This window comes from Actinomadura napierensis, from assembly GCF_039529375.1.
GTDB classification, from domain to species: domain Bacteria; phylum Actinomycetota; class Actinomycetes; order Streptosporangiales; family Streptosporangiaceae; genus Spirillospora; species Spirillospora napierensis.
The window spans coordinates 35,292-52,093 of sequence record NZ_BAAAMR010000031.1 but is presented as its reverse complement, the minus strand read 5'-3'; the positions used below and the strand labels follow the sequence as shown (position 1 = coordinate 52,093).

The window sequence follows — 16,802 nt, the reverse complement described above, 5'->3', positions numbered from 1 at the left end:
CGCCGTCACGACGTCGGCTGGAAGAGGATCGTCTTCATGTCCGGCTTCTGCTGGAGCAGCTTCTCGGTGCTCATCAGGTCGACGATCCGCTGCATGCGCGTGGCGTTCAGCGAGGTCGAGTAGCCGGGCATGGTGATCACCTTGGCCACCTGCGCGTCGATCTTGGAGTAGCTCGGCAGCACCTCCTCGACGCGCTTGCGGTCGCCGGCCGCGATCTTCTGCGCGGCGATGATGGCGCGCTGGAACGCCGCGGCGGTCTTCGGGTTCTTCTTGACGAAGTCCTGCGTGCTGACGTAGCCGCTGATCGGGGTGTCGGTGATCGGCTCGGTGCCGCCGTCGACGGCGACCCGCGCGCCGAGCTTCTTCTCGGTGTCGGAGGAGAAGGGCTCCACGGTGTGGATGGCGTCGACCTGCCCCTTCTCCAGGGCGGTGGCCATCTGCGGGAAGGGCACCTGGACGTACTTGACCTTCGACGGGTCGACGTTGTTGGCCTTGAGGATCGCGTCCAGCGTGAGCGACTGGATGTTGTTCAGGATGTTGACCGCGACCTTCTTGCCCTCCAGGTCCTTGGGGGCCTTGATCGAGGACTTGGGCATGACCAGCACGTCCATCATGTGCGAGGTCATGGTGGTGCCCTCGGCCAGGATGCTCAGCTTGAGCGCGCCCTTCTCGTTGGCCTGCAGGAACGAGACGTAGTTGGCGCCGGAAATGACGTCGACCTCGCCCTTGGACAGCGCGGGCAGCGCCAGGGTGCTCTGCGCGATCGGCTTGATCTTGACGGTCAGCCCCTCCTTCTGGAAGAGCTTCTCCTTCTGCGCGATGTAGACGGCGGCGCTGTCCACCAGCGGCAAGGCGGCGACCGTCACGGTCTTCTTCTCGAGTCCGTTGCCGCCGCCGGAGTCGTCCGAGCCTCCGCAGGCGGCGGTGAGGGACGCGACCAGGGCGAGGGCGCTGAGCAGCGCGAAAAGACGTCTGGATTGCCGCATGGGCACTCCTTAACTCAACAGGGGGAAGTTGCTTCGGCAGGGGTCGGGCAAAGCAGGGCATGTGAGCCAGGGGGAACGACTGCAGCCACCACTCCCGCCGCGCCTGAAGATCACGTGCGTCGGGAGAGTATCGCGGACTGGGCGTCTTGGGGGGTTTGGCTCCGAATTGCGTGACTCTCTTGTGTCCTGGCGAAGTCCAGCGGCCAATGCCGGGCGGAGCGTGTCTCCGCTGCTGGGGACGGTGGCCGGAGGGCGGGCCGGCGGGCTCGCGGCCGACCGGCCCTACTGCCGGGTAGGCGTTCCGGATGGCGTTCGATATGGCGTCGAATAAGCGCCGTATTCCCCTTGTGTTACGGGGTTCTCGCGCTTGTTGTGACAATCGATCGCCGGTCGAATGCGGAGTGTGAGCGGCTCGGACGGCGCCGGGCGGAGGGGGCCGGCCGATCGGGGGGCCGGCGCGGGGGGAGCAGGTGAGCTTACGGTACGAGGTCGCCCAATTACAGAACGTCCGGGCGCGGAGAGTGACATTCCATACTCGCGGAAACGGACATATAGGCATGAACCTACGATTGCCGCATTGGTCCCTATGGTCTCGCATATGGTCCTTTGCGGCCTATCCGTGGATGTGCTGCAATGTCGTGCGCCGGAGGTGGAGACGATGTTGCTTTAACCCTTCGCGCCGATGGGGCTACGGAGTGTGTGCGGCATCGTGAGGGAGAGGGTGTTGACGGCGGATGCAACCAAGCGACGTGGGTCGCGACCGTGCTCGGCCTGGTGACGTCGAGGTGCAGTCGGACCAGCCGGCACGGTCAGAGGGCCCGCCGCGACCGGGCGGGCGGCTCCGCCTGCGCAACTGGCGGGTGCCGCAGCGCCTGATCGTGCTGATCCTGGTCCCCACGCTCGCCGCCGTCGTGCTGGCCGGCCTGCGGATCTTCGACTCGGTCGAGAAGGCGCAGAGTTACGGCCGCGTCGAGCACATGGCGGAGCTCGGCGAGGGCATCGCCCAGTTCGTCCAGGAGTTCACCGCCGAGCGCGACGAGGCCGTCGAGTACATCACCGCCGGCCGGCCGGCCTCCATGCAGCAGGCCCTGCAGGCCCAGCAGCAGCGGACCGACGCGCAGGTCGCGCCGGTGCGCACCGCCGCGTCCCGCATCGGCGGCTCCTACGGGGCCGAGGCCGTCCGCGACGCCACCGCGGTCGACAGCCGGCTCGACGGCGTCAAGGCGCTGCGCTCCCTGGTGACCGGGACCAAGGTCCCGGCCTTCATCGTCCTGCAGAAGTACACCGACTCCGCGCAGGAGATGATCGCCGTCCTGGACGGGATCTCGCAGAACGTCGCCGACGACCGGCTCGCGGAGTCCAGCCGGGCGCTCGGCGCGCTGGCCCGCGCCAAGGAGGCCGTCTCCCGCGAGCGCGCCATCCTGCTCATCGGCGCGCGGGAGGGACGGCTCGTCACCGACGAGCTGAACCAGCTCACCGCGGCGCGCGCGCAGGAGGACAGCGAGCTCGCCGCCTTCCGCGACTCCGCGTCCCTGGAGCAGACCCAGCGGTACGAGGACACCGTCGTCGGACCCAAGATCGACCAGGCCCGTGACGTGCGGCAGCGGGTGATCGCGGCGGCGAGCGCGAACGGCGGCCTGCTGCCCGGCGCGCTGCGGTCCACCCGCGCGGCCAAGACGATGCGCACGGCGATGACCTCGATGGTCGACCAGATGCGCCAGGTCGAGCAGCGGCTCGCCGCCGAGATCCGCGCGCACAGCGACGAGCAGGGCACGTCCGCGCGCAACGCGACGATCCTCGACTCGGCGCTCGTCGCCGTGCTGCTGGTCATCGTGCTGCTGATCACCATCGTGATGGCCCGGTCGCTGGTGCGCCCGCTGCGCCGGCTGCAGTCCGGCGCGCTGGAGGTCGCCAGCACCCGGCTGCCCGGGCTGGTCGACCGGCTGCGCGACCCCGAGGCGGCCGCCGGCGGCATCGAGGTCGCCCCGATCGAGATCGACTCCACCGACGAGATCGGCCAGGTCGCGCGCGCCTTCGACGAGGTCCACCGCGAGGCGGTCCGGCTCGCGGCCGACGAGGCCGTGCTGCGCGGCAACATCAACGCGATGTTCGTCAACCTGTCGCGGCGCAGCCAGTCGCTGATCGAGCGGCAGCTGCGGCTGATCGAGGAGCTGGAGCAGAGCGAGCGCGACGAGGAGCAGCTCGGCAGCCTCTTCCGGCTGGACCACCTCGCCACCCGCATGCGCCGCAACTGCGAGAACCTGCTGGTCCTCGGCGGCCAGGAGCAGGCGCGCCGGTGGAACAAGCCCGTCCCGCTGATCGACGTCGTCCGCGCCTCGCTGTCGGAGGTCGAGCAGTACGAGCGGGTGGCGCTGCGCGTCCAGGGCGACATGACCGTCGCCGGACCCGTCGTCAACGACCTCGTCCACCTGCTGGCCGAGCTGGTGGAGAACGCCCTGGTGTTCTCCTCCGAGCACACCAAGGTCACCGTCTCCGGGCAGCTGCTCAGCGGCGGCGGCTCCATGCTCCAGATCACCGACAACGGCGTCGGGATGTCGCCGGAGGAGCTGGAGCAGGCGAACTGGCGGCTGGCGAACCCGCCCGTCATCGACTTCTCCGCCGCCCGGCGCATGGGCCTGTTCGTGGTCGGCCGCCTGGCCGTCCGGCACGGCATCCGGGTCGAGCTGCGGGCCGCGCAGGGCGGCGGGCTCACCGCCTTCGTCGTGCTGCCGGACGCGGCCGTCACCCCGGGCGAGCCCGCCGGCGTTGGCGCGCGAGGCCTCGGTGCCCGCGACAGCGGCGCCCACGGCCAGCTCGCCGCGCTCACCACGACGGGGGCCGAACCGCCCTCCGCCGGTGCGAGCGGCGCGTTCCGCCAGGACGACTACGGTCCCGCCGCCGGGCTCGGCGCGGGCACCGGCGGCAACCCGATGGTCGGCCACACCGGTCCGCTGCGGCCGCTGCGCGGCGCCACCGGGCCGCAGCCGGCGATGGGCTCGCCCTACCCGCCGCCCGACGGCAGCGGACCCCAGTCGCCCCTCTCGACCGGGCCGCTGACCCCGGCCGCGGGCACCGGGGCGCACGCGGCCGGCACGGGGGCGCACGCCGCGTTCCCGAACACCGGCCCGCTGCCTGCCGTCCCGCCGCCCCCGCGCGAGCCCGCCGACGCCGCGCCGCCGGAGGCCCCGGCCGGCACCCCCGGCGACCGGCCCGCACCGCGCGACCTGCCCGTCCGCCGTCCCGGCGCCCAGCTGCACGGCCGGCAGGCCGACACCGGGCCGCGGGACAACGTGTTCGAGCCCCCGAGCGAACGGACGCAGCAGCCCGCGGCCAACGGGTTCCGCGACGCGGCCGACCGGCGCACCGGTCCGCTGCCCGTGGTCCCCGAGGCCCAGCCCGTGGTGCCCGAGCCGGGCGCCCGCCGGCAGCAGATCCCCTGGGAGACCGGACCGCTCGAGCAGGTCCCCGGGGAGGGGCCGCGAGGCGACGGCTCCCGCAACGGGGCGCCCGCCGGCAGGCCCGGCGGGGGAGGACCGCAGCGGTCCCGGGACGCCGTCCCGGAGCACCGCGGCGCCGACCCGTCCGGCTACGAGCCGAACGGCTACGACCAGGGCGGCTACGACCAGGGCGGCTACGAATCGAACGGCTACGAGCAGGGCGGCTACGAGCAGCCCGCTCCCGCCGCGCGGCAGGCGCCGCAGGCCGCGTCCGCCGGACCGAGGCGGCCGCGGGTGCCGGAGCGTTCGCCGATCTTCGATGCGATGCAGTCGGAATGGTTCCAGCGCCGGACGGGAGGGGACGTGGGCGAGGATCCGGTCAAGGGCTGGGAGTCTCCGGCGGACGAGGGCTTCCGCGCGGCCGAGGCCGCCCGCGAGCCCGTCGCGAGCAGCCGCACGCAGGTCGGGCTGCCCAAGCGCGTCCCCGGAAAGAACCGCATCCCCGGGGCGGTGGGCCGCACCCCGGCCGCCGCGGGCGGGCAGCCCCAGCCGGCGGCGCAGCCGCCGGCGGCCGCCGGACGGACGCAGCCGGTGCCGCGCCCCGGCGGGCCCGTCCAGGACCAGCAAGCGTCCGGCCAGTCGGCCGACGTCGTGCGCAACCGTTTCGCGAGCCTGCAGCGCGGCGTCCATCGGGGCCGCAACGAGGCACGGGGCGGGGGCACGTCAGGTGAGGTGCCGTCACAGGGTGACGGCGAGACAGGAGGCACCCGGTGAGCGGGCAGGATCTCAACTGGTTGGTGACGAACTTCGCGGACCGTGTCGCGAAGGTCGCGCACGCCGTCGTGGTCTCCTCCGACGGATTGCCGATGGCCTACTCGGCGGGCTTCCCGCCCGAGCGGGCGGACCAGCTCTCGGCGATCGCCTCGGGGTTGATGAGCCTGACCCAGGGCGCGGCGAAGATCTTCGACGCGGGCGGTGTGAACCAGACGGTCGTGGAGATGGACCGCGGCCTGCTGTTCGTCATGTCGATCGCGAACGGGTCGGTGTTCGCGGTGCTGGCGGCGCCCGACTGCGACCTTGGGCTCGTCGCGTACGAGATGACGCTGCTGGTGGAGCGGGTCGGCCGGGTGCTGACCCCGGCGCTGCGCGCGCAGGAGCCGCAGCAGCCCTACGGCGGCCCCTCGGTGACCGAGATGGGCGCCGGGCCCGCCCGCTTTTGACCGTGACTGACTCTGACGGAGGTCGGCGACATGGATCGAGGCAGTCCCTTCGGAGGCGGTCCGGGAGTGCCCGGGCGCTGGCCCGGTGAGCCGCGCTCGGTGCAGGACCGGCCGGCCGGGCGGGACGAGGGCGACAGCAGCTCGCTGGTGCGCCCGTACGCGGTGACCGGCGGGCGCACCAAGCCGCGCTACGACCTGGCGATCGAGGCGCTGGTCACCGCCGCGCCCTACCCGCCGCGCGACGTGTCCATGCTGACCCCGGAGTACCGGGCGATCATGGACCTGTGCCGGTCGGCCCGCTCGGTGGCCGAGGTGTCCGCGCTGCTGCGCATGCCGCTCGGCGTGGCCCGGGTGCTCGTCGCGGACATGGCCATGGAAGGGCTCCTGCGCCTGCACCAGTCGACCCCCACGACGGCCGGCGGCCAGCCGGACCTCCGCTTGCTAGAAAGGGTGCTCAGTGGCCTTCGGAAGCTCTGACCAGGTCCCGCCCCCGGGGCCGCACGGACCCGAGGCCGAGCTGACCTCGGTAAAGATCGTCGTCGGCGGCGGGTTCGGCGTCGGCAAGACCACCTTCGTCGGGTCGGTCTCGGAGATCATGCCGCTCACCACCGAGGCGGTGATGACCGCGGCCAGCGCCGACGTGGACGACCTGTCGGCCGTCCCGGACAAGACGACCACCACGGTCGCGATGGACTTCGGCCGCGTGTCGCTGGACAGCGAGCTGATCCTGTACCTGTTCGGCACCCCGGGGCAGCACCGCTTCTGGTTCATGTGGGACGACCTGGTGCGCGGCGCGATCGGCGCGGTCGTGCTGGTCGACACCCGGCGGCTGGAGGACTGCTTCGCGGCGGTCGACTACTTCGAGGAGCTCGGCCTGCCGTTCGTGGTGGGCGTCAACGGGTTCCACGGCGAGTTCCAGTACGCGGTCGAGGACATCCGCGACGCGCTGTCGATCAGCGCGCACGTGCCGATCGTGCAGTGCGACGCGCGCAGCCGCGAGTCCACCAAGCAGGTGCTGATCACGCTGGTGCAGCACGCGATGTCGGTGCACGGCGTCGGCGCGCAGGCCGCCGCTCCCGCGCCGCCCGCCGCCCCCGGCGGCCAGCTGGGCTCGGCGTCGCCGAGCTGGACCTGACGCCGGCCCGGATCCCGGGCCGGCTCCGCCGCCCCGCCCGGCCGGTGTCGGGTGTCCCACACCGCCCGTGGTTACGGTCGCGTAATTTGTGTGCACGATGCATGATTGTCCGACGTGACCGACATTGAACCAGTGCCAGGGCTTGCGATGGACGAACTGGAGAAGATCCGTACGTACGTGGCCATCGGCGACAGCTTCACCGAAGGCCTGAACGATCCCTACCCCGGCGAGAACGACCGTTTCCGCGGCTGGGCCGACCGGCTCGCCGAGCATCTGGCCGAGCACGGCCCCGGCCTGCGCTACGCCAACCTCGCGGTGCGCGGCAAGCTCGTCCGCCAGATCGTGGAGGAGCAGGTGCCGCCGGCCGTCGAGCTGGCGCCCGACCTGGTGACCTTCTGCGCCGGCGGCAACGACATGATCCGCCCCGGCGCCGACCCCGACGCGCTGGCGGTCGTCTTCGACGACGCCGTCCGGCGGCTGCGCGGCACCGGCGCCCGCGTGGTGGTCTTCACCGGGTTCGACACCCGCGGGCTGCGCACCGGCGGCCGCATCCGCGGCAAGGCCGCCACCTACAACATGCACCTGCGCGCGATCGCCGACCGCCGCGGCTGCTCGGTCGTCGACCTGTGGTCGCTGCGGATCTTCAACGACCCGCGCGCCTGGTACGAGGACCGGCTGCACCTGTCGCCCGAGGGGCACCGCCGCATGGCGCTGTTCGTCGCCGGCGTCATCGGCGTCCCGGTGAAGGGCGACTGGCGCGAGCCGTGGCCGCCCCCCGAGCCGGCCGACTGGCTCTCCTCGCGCCGCGAGGACCTGCACTGGGCCCGCGCCTACCTCCTCCCGTGGATCGGCCGCCGCGCCACCGGCCGCTCCTCCGGCGACGGCCGCGGCCCCAAGCGCCCGTCCCTGACGGAGCCGGGCGAACGCTAGCGGGCGGGGCGGGGGGACCCGTGCCGCGCGGCCGGGGGACTCGGGGGCTCGTCCCCCCGGTCGAGTTCGCGGGCGGGGTTCGGGGCGCTCGCGCGGTCGTCCGCCGACAGCGCCGCCTCGAGCGTCGCCTGGACGGGGATGCGGCGGTGCAGTCCGGTGATCTCCAGGGTGCGGCGGACGATGGGCCGGGGGCCGGCCAGGGTCAGGCTGCCCCCGGCGGCCGTGGCCGCCTTGTAGCAGCCGACGATGACCGACAGGCCCTGGGAGTCCATGAACTCCAGGTCCGCGAGGTCGAGGATGAGGTGGTCGCCGTGCTCGCGGCGGGCGGCGTCCAGGCGCCGGCGCAGCTCGTCCGAGCCGGCGATATCGAGCTCGCCGCGCAGCCGCACGACGGCGCGGCCGGCGTGCGAGCGGGCGGTCACTTCAAGTGGTGGCACCGGGGGGTTCCCCCTCCTGTCAGCAGGCGTCCGCCGGAACGGGTGCCCGGCAGACGTTTTCCATATGACAACTATCGCCGAGGAGAGGCCGTGTGCCAACCCGGCGCGACGGGGTGTGCGTGATCGCGCCGGGTCGTAGGGTGCTTGCCAGACGTGACGTCCCCGCCCCGCCGCATAGGAGAAGGACCAGGTGCGTTCCCCCCGGCTGCCGGACCATCTCGAGCTGCTGCTCACCGAGGAGCCCGTGCTCGACGTGTACGCCCACGGACCGTGGCGCGTGCCCGACGGGCTTTACGAGCGGATGCGGGAGCGGGCGGTCGCCTACAACGCCGATCCGCGGGCGGCGCTGCTGTCGCGGCGGCTGAGCGACTTCTACGGGGAGGGGACGAGCGCGGCGGGCGCCGAGCAGTGGTCGCTGCTGACGTTCCTGCTCGGCGCGTCGGCGGTGCGCGGCGGGTCGCGCGGGGACGTCGACTACGAGGTGCTGTCGGACTTCCTGGCGACGCCGGAGCCGGCCGTCCGGGATCCGGCCGCGTGGTTCACCCAGGGCGGGCGGTGGCGCCCGCCGGGCCTGTGGCTGCCCGAGCCGGCCGGTGACGACCGCGAGCTGCGCGCGGCGATGCTGGCGCTGGCCCGCGACGGGCTGGACGTCTTCGACGGCCTGGAGCCGCTGGAGCCGCGCCGCCGGGCGCTGATCGGCCTGTTCGACCGGCGGGCCGCCGACCCGGAGCTGCTCGAACTGGACCTGACCGTCCCGCAGGAGCGGCTGGAGGAGTCGTGGGCCGCCGGCCTGACCGACGAGGAGCTGGCGGCCCTGCCGGAGCTGTCCGGGCCCGTCGGGTACCTGGGCTGGGCGTGTGAGGGCCTGGACGCGGCGCACGCGCGGCTGGCGGAGGCCGTCCTGGACGGCGACGGCGCGGACGCCGCGCTGGCCAAGGTGCTGCTGGCGGCCGAGGCCACGGCCGTCCCCGCGGAGCTGTCGGTCGCGCTGGGGATCGACCGCTACCAGGCCCTGGAGGAACGGTTCCGCGCCGTCCGCAGCGGGTTCTCCGTCGAGGCGTGGCAGCAGGACGTGCGCGCGTGGCTGGCGCGGGGCCTGGTCGCCGGCGAGGCGGACGCGGCGCGGGCCTGGCTGGACATGGCGGTCCGGATCACCGGCGCCGTGCAGGGCCTGCCGGACGCGGCGACGAGCCCGCGCTGCCGCGTCCCGGTGCGCCCGTTCCAGTCCGATCTGCGGCGGTTGTTCGCCGCGCGCCGCGTCGCCAACCCGCTGGTCGCCGTGTTCGCCCCGGACGCGCACGGGGAGACGCGCACGGAGGATTCGCCCGCTCCCGCCGAAGCCCCCGACGACGCGCTGGTCGGGCAGCCGGAGCTGGCGCGTGCGGTCCAGGACGCGCTCGCGGCGCGGCTGGCGGGGGAGCGGCCCGTCCGGCTGCTGATCGCCGGCCCGGAGGGCACCGGCAAGGGCACCGCCGCCGAGCTGCTGGAACGGCGGCTCGCCGCGGGCGGCGCCGTGCGCGAGGCGTTGTGGATCTCCGACCAGGTGTTCGCCTCGCTGAGCGTCAGCGACGCCGCCCTCTGGCTGCAGGCCCGCGTCCGCGACTGCGTCGAGGGCCGGATGCTGCTGGTCATCGACGACCTGGAGCGGCTGGTCACCTACGAGCGGTGCGGCGCGGCGGCGGTCGAGGAGCTGCGCCGGCTCATGGGCCGCTCGCCGCGCCTCGACGTCGTCGCGCTCTGCCGTCCGGGCGGTGACCGGCGGCTGTTCGACGCCAACCCGGCGCTCGTCCGGGCGTTCGACGTGGCCCGCACGCACGACTTCGCCGACGGCGACTTCGCCGAGCTGTTCACCCGGGCCGTGCTGGCCCGCGGCGCCGCCGAGCTCGCCGTCGTCGCCGCGACCGCCGGGGTGCTGCTCAGCCGCACGCCGCCGCTGCTGAACCTGCGCGGCGCTCGGCTGGCCGAGCACACCGCGGCGCAGTGCGTCGCGTCCGCGCGGGCCCGCGCCGACGGCGGCGACCCGGAGGTCACCGCCGCGGACCTGCCGCAGCGGCTCATCCCCGGCCGTCCCGCCGAGACCGACCCGTTCGCCGAACTGGCCGCCTGCGCCGGGATCGCGCCGGTCAAACGCGAGGTGGACGCGCTGGTCGCCGAGGCCAAGGCGGCCCGGCTGCGCCGCGAGGCGGGCATGGCGCTCGCCGCCCGCCCGCGGAACCTGGTCTTCACCGGCAACCCCGGCACCGGCAAGACGAAGGTCGCGCGGATCCTCGGCCGGATCTACGCCGGGCTCGGCGTCCTGTCGTCCGGGCACATGGTGGAGGTGGAGCGCGCCGACCTGCTCGGCGAGTACGCCAGCGAGAGCGTGCTGCGGGTGCGCCGCGCCGTGGAGCAGGCGCTCGGCGGCGTCCTGGTCGTCCGGGACGCGCACGCGTTCGTCGCGGCGGCCGTGGACGCCGCGCGCGGCCGGGAGGTCCTGGACGTGCTGCTGACCACCGTCCAGGCGCACACCGACGACCTCGTGGTGGTGCTGACCGGGCCGCAGGCGGAGATGAACGGGCTGCTGAAGTCCCATCCCGACCTCGCCGCGCTGTTCCCCCGGACGGTCCCCTTCCCCGACCTCACCGACGACGAGCTGGTGCAGGTCTTCGCGGCCAAGGCCGCCGACGGCGGGTTCGCGCTGGCCCCCGGCGTGCTCGACAAGGTGCGGGCGCTGGCCCAGGCCGCGCCGCGCGACCACGGCTTCGGCAACGCCCGCATCATGATCCACCTGCTGGACCGGGCGGTGGCGATGCAGGGCCGCCGGGTGCTCGCCGACGGGATCGTCGACGAGACCGAGTCGCTCGACGAGATCCTGCCCGAGGACGTTCCGGACACCCTCGGCCGCGGCGGCGGGGACGTCTCGGCCGACCCGCTCGGCGAGATCGGCCGCCTGATCGGCCTCAAGGACATCAAGCGGCAGGTGGACGCGCTGGTCGCCGCGTCCCGCGCCGAGCAGATGCGCCGCGACGCGGGAGTGCCGCTGACCGTCCCGACCCGGCACATGGTGTTCATGGGCAACCCCGGCACCGCGAAGACGACCATCGCGCGGCTGATCGCGGCCGTGTACGCGCGGCTCGGCCTGCTGTCGTCCGGCCACCTGGTCGAGGTGACCCGCGCCGACCTCGTCGCCGAGTTCATCGGGCAGACCGCGCCGCGGGTGCGCGCCGCCGTCGAGCGGGCCCTCGGCGGCGTGCTGTTCATCGACGAGGCGTACGCGCTGACCTCGGCGGGCGGCGGCGACCAGCGCGACTTCGGCCACGAGGCGATCGCCGAGCTGCTGCGGCTCATGGAGGAGCACCGTGCCGACCTGGTCGTCATCGTGGCCGGCTACGACGCGGAGATGGAGCGCTTCCTGAAGTACAACCCGGGCCTGGAGTCCCGCTTCCCGCAGATCCTGCGCTTCCCCGACTACTCCGACGACGAGCTGGTCACGATCTTCGAGCTGATGGCGGCGACGGCCGGCTTCACCCTCGCCGCCGGCGTGCCCGCCGCGCTGCGCCGGCTCGTCGCCGCCCAGCCGCGCGGCTCCTCCTTCGGCAACGCCCGCCTCGTCCGCAACCTGCTGGACGCCGCGATCTCCCGCCAGGCGCAGCGCATCACCGCCGCCCACGACGAGGACCCCGCCGCCACCGACTCCGCCGAGATCCGCCTCCTCCGCCCCGAGGACCTCCCCGAGAGCCCCCCGACCGGCACCGACCCCAACAGGTTCGGCCCCTATCTCTAGGGCGAGTAAGCGCGGGACTGGAGGGTGTAGAGGTCGGCGTAGAGGCCGCCCTGGGCCATGAGGGCGGCGTGGTCGCCCTCCTCGATGACCTTGCCGCGCTCCAGGACGTAGATGCGGTCGGCGAAGCGGACGCTGGCGAGGCGGTGGGTGATGAGCAGGACGGTGCGCCCGGCGGCGTGGTCGCGGATCCGGTCGAACAGCAGGTGCTCGGCGCGGGCGTCGAGGCTGGCGGTGGGCTCGTCGCAGATCAGCAGCGGCGCGTCCCGGTAGAAGCCGCGGGCCACGGCGAGCCGCTGCCACTGGCCGCCGGACAGCTCGGCGCCGCCCTCGAAGCGCCGGTCCAGGAGGGTGTCGTAGCCGCGGGACAGGTCCGCGACGACCTCCTCGGCGCCGGACGCGCGGGCGGCGGCGAGCACGCCGGGATCCTCGGGTTCGCCGGTGCGGTGCCGGGGCCCGCGGCCCATGGTGATGTTCTGCCGGGCGGTCATGGGCCAGTGGGTGTACTCCTGCGCGATGACGGCGACGCGGCTCCACACCTCGTGCGGCCGGACGGCGGTGAGGGGGACGTCGTCCCAGAGGACCTCGCCGCCGTCCGGGTCGTAGAGGCCGGCCATGATCCGGGAGAGGGTCGTCTTGCCGGACCCGTTCTCGCCGACGAGCGCGACGACCTCGCCGCGGCGCATCTCCAGCGAGACGCCGCGGAGCGACGGGGCGTCCGAGCCGGGGTAGGTGAAGGTGACGTCGCGGACCTGGATCCGGGCGAACGCGGCGGGCAGGTCGGCGGGCGGGTCAGGGCGCGCGTCGGGGCGCGCGTCGGCGTCGCGCGCCGGGAGGGCGCGGTGCGGGATCCTGGCCTCGGCGGCGTCGCAGAAGGCCAGGTAGTCGCCGAAGTACAGGCCCTCCTCGTAGCACTGGTTCACCGCGAACACGAGGTTGGCCAGGGACGTCTGCCCGCTCCTGATCGCCAGGACGGCGGTGCCGGCGACCGCCAGCGGCACCCAGCCCCGCCACAGCATCAGCCCGAGCGCGACGTAGACGCCGGCGGTCGCGACGCCCTTCAGCACGTCTCCGGTGATCTTCACGAAGGTCTGCCGGCGGGCCAGGTCGAGCTCGACGCGGCGCTGGTGGGCGGCGAACCGGTCGTACTCGGCGAGCAGGAACGGCCGCATGGTGAACGCGCGGACCTCGGCGGCGTGCCGCCGCTCGGTCATCAGGCCGGACAGGATCCATTTGCGGCGGGCCACGCCGACCAGCGCGAGCATCGTCGCGTAGCGCATCCGGGCGCTGCGCACCGAAGCCCAGCCCTCCGGGACCGCGGTCAGCAGGAGCAGCGGAAGCAGCAGCGGGTGCAGGACGCCGAGGGTGCCGGCGGCGGCGGCCATGCCGACGGTGCCGGTCAGGACGTCCACGGCGTGCTGGACGACCTGCGGCGCGGCGTTCATCCCGCGGGTCTCGGCGCGCTGCAGGTCGTCCAGGAACTTCGAGTCGTCGAGCGCGGTCAGGTGCGCCGCCGTGGTGGCCTCGTAGAGCCGCAGCTCGACCAGCCGCTGGACCTGCGGTTCCAGCCGGGCCTGCGTCCAGCCGGCGGCGGCCTGGAGCCCGGACCGCAGCGCCACCGAGGCCGCGACGAGCGCCAGCGACGGCAGCGCGTCGCGGACCCGGCCGGGCGTCGGCCCGGCACTGAACAGCGCGGTGAGCACGCCGGTCGTGGCGAGCAGCCCGAACGCGGTGAACATCCCGGCCGCGACGTTGAGGCCGACCGTCGCGATCGTGTCCGCGCGGCTCGCCCGCCAGGCCAGCCCGGCCGCCTGCGCGATCACCGCCGGGAGCCGCCGCGCCACGGTGCCCATCCCGGTCTCGGCGAGCTCGCCGTCCCTGGCGTGCCAGACGTGCGCCGAGAGCTCCGGCATTCCGGGATCGGGCGGGTCGTTCGGGTCCGTGCGCTTCGCGGGCGGGAGGTGCCGCTTGCCCGCCAGGAGGAGGATCTTTTCGGCAAAACGTAGTACCGCACCCATGCGCCGCCCTCCGCACGTATGTACTGCCGAAGGGCAGTGTGCGCCTTTAGGGGGACGTTGTCCGCTTCATATGTCACATAGCGTGGTGATTTGGAGCTGTGGACAATCATGCGCCGGATGGACGCGGCACGCCGCCGCTTTGTCTAAGGTCTACGGCATGACCGATGGCTGGCCCGAGGGCTGGGCGCGCAGGAAGGACGACGGCGTGGCCCGCGACAGGCAACACTCCGTACGCGCGGAGCACCCGCACGGCGCCTACGGGCGAGAGGCCTACGGCGACCCCTACGGCGACCCGTACTCGGGCGACCAGCTCGCCGGAGGGCGGGTGTACCCGGACGGCCCGGCGGGCGGCCCGCCCGCGCGGCGCCGCCGGCGGCGCCGCTGGCCCCGGATCCTCGGCGTGCTCGCCGTCGTCCTGGTCCTGCTGGTCGTCGGCGGCTACTTCTACCTCGACTCGCGGCTCGAGCGGGAGTCGGTCCTGGTCGACTACGCGGGACGGGTCGCCGACACGCCCGGCACCAACTGGCTGATCGTCGGCTCCGACAGCCGCAAGGGCCTGGACAAGTCGGCCCAGAAGAAGCTCCACACCGGCTACGCGCCCGGGCGGCGCACCGACTCGATGATGCTGCTGCACTACGGCGCCGGCGGCACGTCCCTCGTCAGCCTCCCGCGCGACTCCTATGTCCCGATCCAGGGGCACGGCTCCAACAAGCTGAACGCGGCGTTCGCCTTCGGCGGGCCCAAGCTGCTCGCGCAGACCGTGGAGAAGGCCACCGGCGTCCACATCGACCACTACGCCGAGATCGGGTTCAACGGGTTCGTGGGCGTGGTGGACGCCGTCGGCGGCGTGAACATCTGCGTCAAGGAGGACCTCAAGGACCCGAAGGCGGGCATCGACCTCAAGGCCGGCTGCCAGAACCTCAAGGGCAGCGACGCGCTCGGCTACGTCCGGAGCCGCCACTACGCCCGCGCCGACCTGGAGCGCGTCGAGCACCAGCGGCAGTTCTTCGGCGCGCTGATGAAGAAGGCCTCCAGCCCCGCGACGCTCTTCAACCCGTTCCGCAGCGTCCCGCTCGCGCTCCACTCCACCAGCAACTTCCTGGTGGACGACGGCGACCACCTGTACGACCTGGTGCGGATGATGTGGGCGATGCGCGGTGTCAGCAACGGCGGCGTGACGACCACCGTCCCGGTCGGCGGAACCGGGTCCTCGCCGAGCGCCGGCTCCTACATCACCTGGGACCGGACGAAGGCGTCGGAGCTGTTCGGCGCCCTCAAGCAGGGGCGGCCCATCCCGTCCGACCTCGTGCAGAAGTGAGAACCGGGCCCGTCCGCGCCGCCCGGGCACGGGCCCGGCTTGGTTAGAGTCGGGGCATGGCGGATGTGACGCCCGAGGGCGAAGAGGTGGACGACCTGTCGGCGCTGTCGTCCAAGGAACTCCACGACCGTGCGATGGACCTGGCCAAGGAGCGCCGCGACGTCGGCTTCCTGTGGGACCTGCTGCGCGCCATCCCGGCGGCCGCGGCGGCCACCGGGGAGGTCGACCGCGCGGAGTTCGACCTGTTCCACGGGCTGTCGCTGCTGCGCGAGTTCACGCACGCGGGCGAGGGCGACGTCGCCGACGCACTCCGGCCGTTCTACATCGAGTACCTCGCCGGCCGCGCCGGCTGAGCGGCGTCCGCGCCCGCCCCGGGGCCAAGCGGACATGACCTTGTCTTTACCTTCCCTTGATCTCCCTGCACCCCCCCTTGGGCACTACTCTCTGTAGGCATCTGACCGCAGAGGGTGGTTGAAGTGAACAAGAAACATCTGAAGGTGGGCTCCCTCGCCTTTGTGGCGTGGTACGTCATCAGCAAGCCGGAGGGAGCGGCGGGCCTGGTCAACAACGCGTTGAGCGGGCTCGGGAATGCGGCCGTATCGGTATCGCACTTCATGAACGCCATCTCCACCTAAGGGGCGCTCCTCTGGCCCCGTGCCCGCGGCGGGTACGGGGCCTGCTTCGCGCGCGGTGACCAAGCACTGCCCGTCACGCCACAGTAAAATCCTGCTTTGCGAGAAGACGCGGCTGGGCATCATTGGATCGGGTCAATGTGTCGCTGCGCTACAACAGGGACGGCGTACGGATGAAGAAGAACCTCCGCTATGTGGCCATCGCCTTCGTCATCTTTTACCTGCTGAGCTCCCCCCGGGACGCGGCCGGTTTCGTCAACAACGCGTTCACCCAGCTCGGACGGGCCGGCGACCAGGTCGCCGCGTTCGTGTCCAGCCTGGACCTGTCGCCGTGACCCGGCGCGTCCGGGTGGCGTCCCCGCGGCCCGCGGCGGGGTGATCGCCTAGTATCGGCCACATGTCTTTCTTCGACGTGGAGATCCAGGGTCTGCAGGGCGGGTCCGCGGACCTCGGGCAGTACCGGGGCAAGGCCGTGCTCGTCGTCAACGTCGCCTCCAAGTGCGGCCTGACCCCGCAGTACGCCGGCCTGGAGCGGCTGCAGGAGCGGTTCGCCGGGCGCGGCTTCACCGTCCTCGGCGTGCCGTGCAACCAGTTCATGGGCCAGGAGCCCGGCAGCTCCGAGGAGATCGCCGAGTTCTGCTCGGCGACCTACGGGGTCACCTTCCCGATGACCGAGAAGGTCGAGGTCAACGGGGACGGCCGGCACCCGCTGTACGAGGGCCTCGTCGGCACTCCCGACGCCGAGGGGCACACCGGCGACATCCGGTGGAACTTCGAGAAGTTCCTGATCGCCCCGGACGGCGGGGTCGCGGCCCGGTTCGCCCCGCAGGCCGAGCCGGAGTCCGCCGACGTCGTCGCCGCCGTCGAGAAGAATCTCCCTGCCTGACCGGTGATGTGAAACGCGCCACACGGGTTGTCGCTATTGCATC

General features: G+C 73.1%; 14 protein-coding genes. 11 read left to right on the top strand and 3 right to left on the bottom strand.

Annotation, left to right across the window (positions count from 1 at the left end):
- Nucleotides 1-5: 5 nt before the first annotated feature.
- Nucleotides 6-986, bottom strand: coding sequence for an ABC transporter substrate-binding protein (locus ABD296_RS19125; protein ID WP_344268479.1), 981 nt, complete (start codon nt 984-986; stop codon nt 6-8).
- 860 nt (nt 987-1,846) lie between these two features.
- Between ABD296_RS19125 and ABD296_RS19120 the strand changes: the two genes are divergently transcribed.
- From ABD296_RS19120 to ABD296_RS19100, 5 genes are all read left to right on the top strand, one after another.
- Nucleotides 1,847-5,197, top strand: a complete 3,351-nt coding sequence (locus ABD296_RS19120) for a sensor histidine kinase (RefSeq protein ID WP_344268476.1) — start codon at nt 1,847-1,849, stop codon at nt 5,195-5,197.
- Entirely contained in the window at nt 5,194-5,643 is a 450-nt protein-coding gene (locus tag ABD296_RS19115) for a roadblock/LC7 domain-containing protein (protein WP_344268472.1), read from the top strand. Before ABD296_RS19120 ends, ABD296_RS19115 begins: the two co-directional genes overlap by 4 nt.
- A gap of 30 nt (nt 5,644-5,673) precedes the next feature.
- Complete coding sequence (locus tag ABD296_RS19110) at nt 5,674-6,120, top strand: DUF742 domain-containing protein (protein WP_344268469.1); 447 nt, start codon at nt 5,674-5,676, stop codon at nt 6,118-6,120.
- Between the two features lie 40 nt (nt 6,121-6,160).
- Entirely contained in the window at nt 6,161-6,778 is a 618-nt protein-coding gene (locus ABD296_RS19105) for a GTP-binding protein (protein ID WP_344268580.1), read from the top strand.
- Between the two features lie 147 nt (nt 6,779-6,925).
- Nucleotides 6,926-7,708, top strand: a complete 783-nt coding sequence (locus tag ABD296_RS19100) for an SGNH/GDSL hydrolase family protein (protein ID WP_344268577.1) — start codon at nt 6,926-6,928, stop codon at nt 7,706-7,708.
- On the opposite strand, the gene ABD296_RS19095 is transcribed toward ABD296_RS19100, so the two are convergent.
- Nucleotides 7,705-8,145, bottom strand: a complete 441-nt coding sequence (locus ABD296_RS19095; protein ID WP_344268467.1) for an STAS domain-containing protein — start codon at nt 8,143-8,145, stop codon at nt 7,705-7,707. The genes ABD296_RS19100 and ABD296_RS19095 overlap by 4 nt on opposite strands.
- Nucleotides 8,146-8,335: 190 nt before the next feature.
- Between ABD296_RS19095 and ABD296_RS19090 the strand changes: the two genes are divergently transcribed.
- Entirely contained in the window at nt 8,336-11,908 is a 3,573-nt protein-coding gene (locus ABD296_RS19090; protein WP_344268465.1) for an AAA family ATPase, read from the top strand.
- Here the strand turns inward: ABD296_RS19090 and ABD296_RS19085 are convergent.
- The gene (locus tag ABD296_RS19085) at nt 11,905-13,818 is read right to left on the bottom strand and encodes an ABC transporter ATP-binding protein (RefSeq protein WP_344268462.1); all 1,914 of its coding nucleotides are present in this window, start codon (nt 13,816-13,818) and stop codon (nt 11,905-11,907) included. The genes ABD296_RS19090 and ABD296_RS19085 overlap by 4 nt on opposite strands.
- A gap of 262 nt (nt 13,819-14,080) precedes the next feature.
- Here ABD296_RS19085 and ABD296_RS19080 point away from each other — a divergent pair, with 262 nt between their 5' ends.
- From ABD296_RS19080 to ABD296_RS19060, 5 genes are all read left to right on the top strand, one after another.
- Nucleotides 14,081-15,241, top strand: a complete 1,161-nt coding sequence (locus ABD296_RS19080; protein ID WP_344268459.1) for an LCP family protein — start codon at nt 14,081-14,083, stop codon at nt 15,239-15,241.
- Between the two features lie 56 nt (nt 15,242-15,297).
- Complete coding sequence (locus tag ABD296_RS19075; RefSeq protein WP_344268457.1) at nt 15,298-15,594, top strand: hypothetical protein; 297 nt, start codon at nt 15,298-15,300, stop codon at nt 15,592-15,594.
- Between the two features lie 123 nt (nt 15,595-15,717).
- Nucleotides 15,718-15,876, top strand: a complete 159-nt coding sequence (locus ABD296_RS19070) for a hypothetical protein (protein WP_344268455.1) — start codon at nt 15,718-15,720, stop codon at nt 15,874-15,876.
- Nucleotides 15,877-16,046: 170 nt separating this feature from the next.
- The gene (locus ABD296_RS19065) at nt 16,047-16,208 is read left to right on the top strand and encodes a hypothetical protein (RefSeq protein WP_285917825.1); all 162 of its coding nucleotides are present in this window, start codon (nt 16,047-16,049) and stop codon (nt 16,206-16,208) included.
- Nucleotides 16,209-16,270: 62 nt separating this feature from the next.
- The gene (locus tag ABD296_RS19060; protein ID WP_344268448.1) at nt 16,271-16,759 is read left to right on the top strand and encodes a glutathione peroxidase; all 489 of its coding nucleotides are present in this window, start codon (nt 16,271-16,273) and stop codon (nt 16,757-16,759) included.
- Nucleotides 16,760-16,802 lie beyond the last annotated feature (43 nt).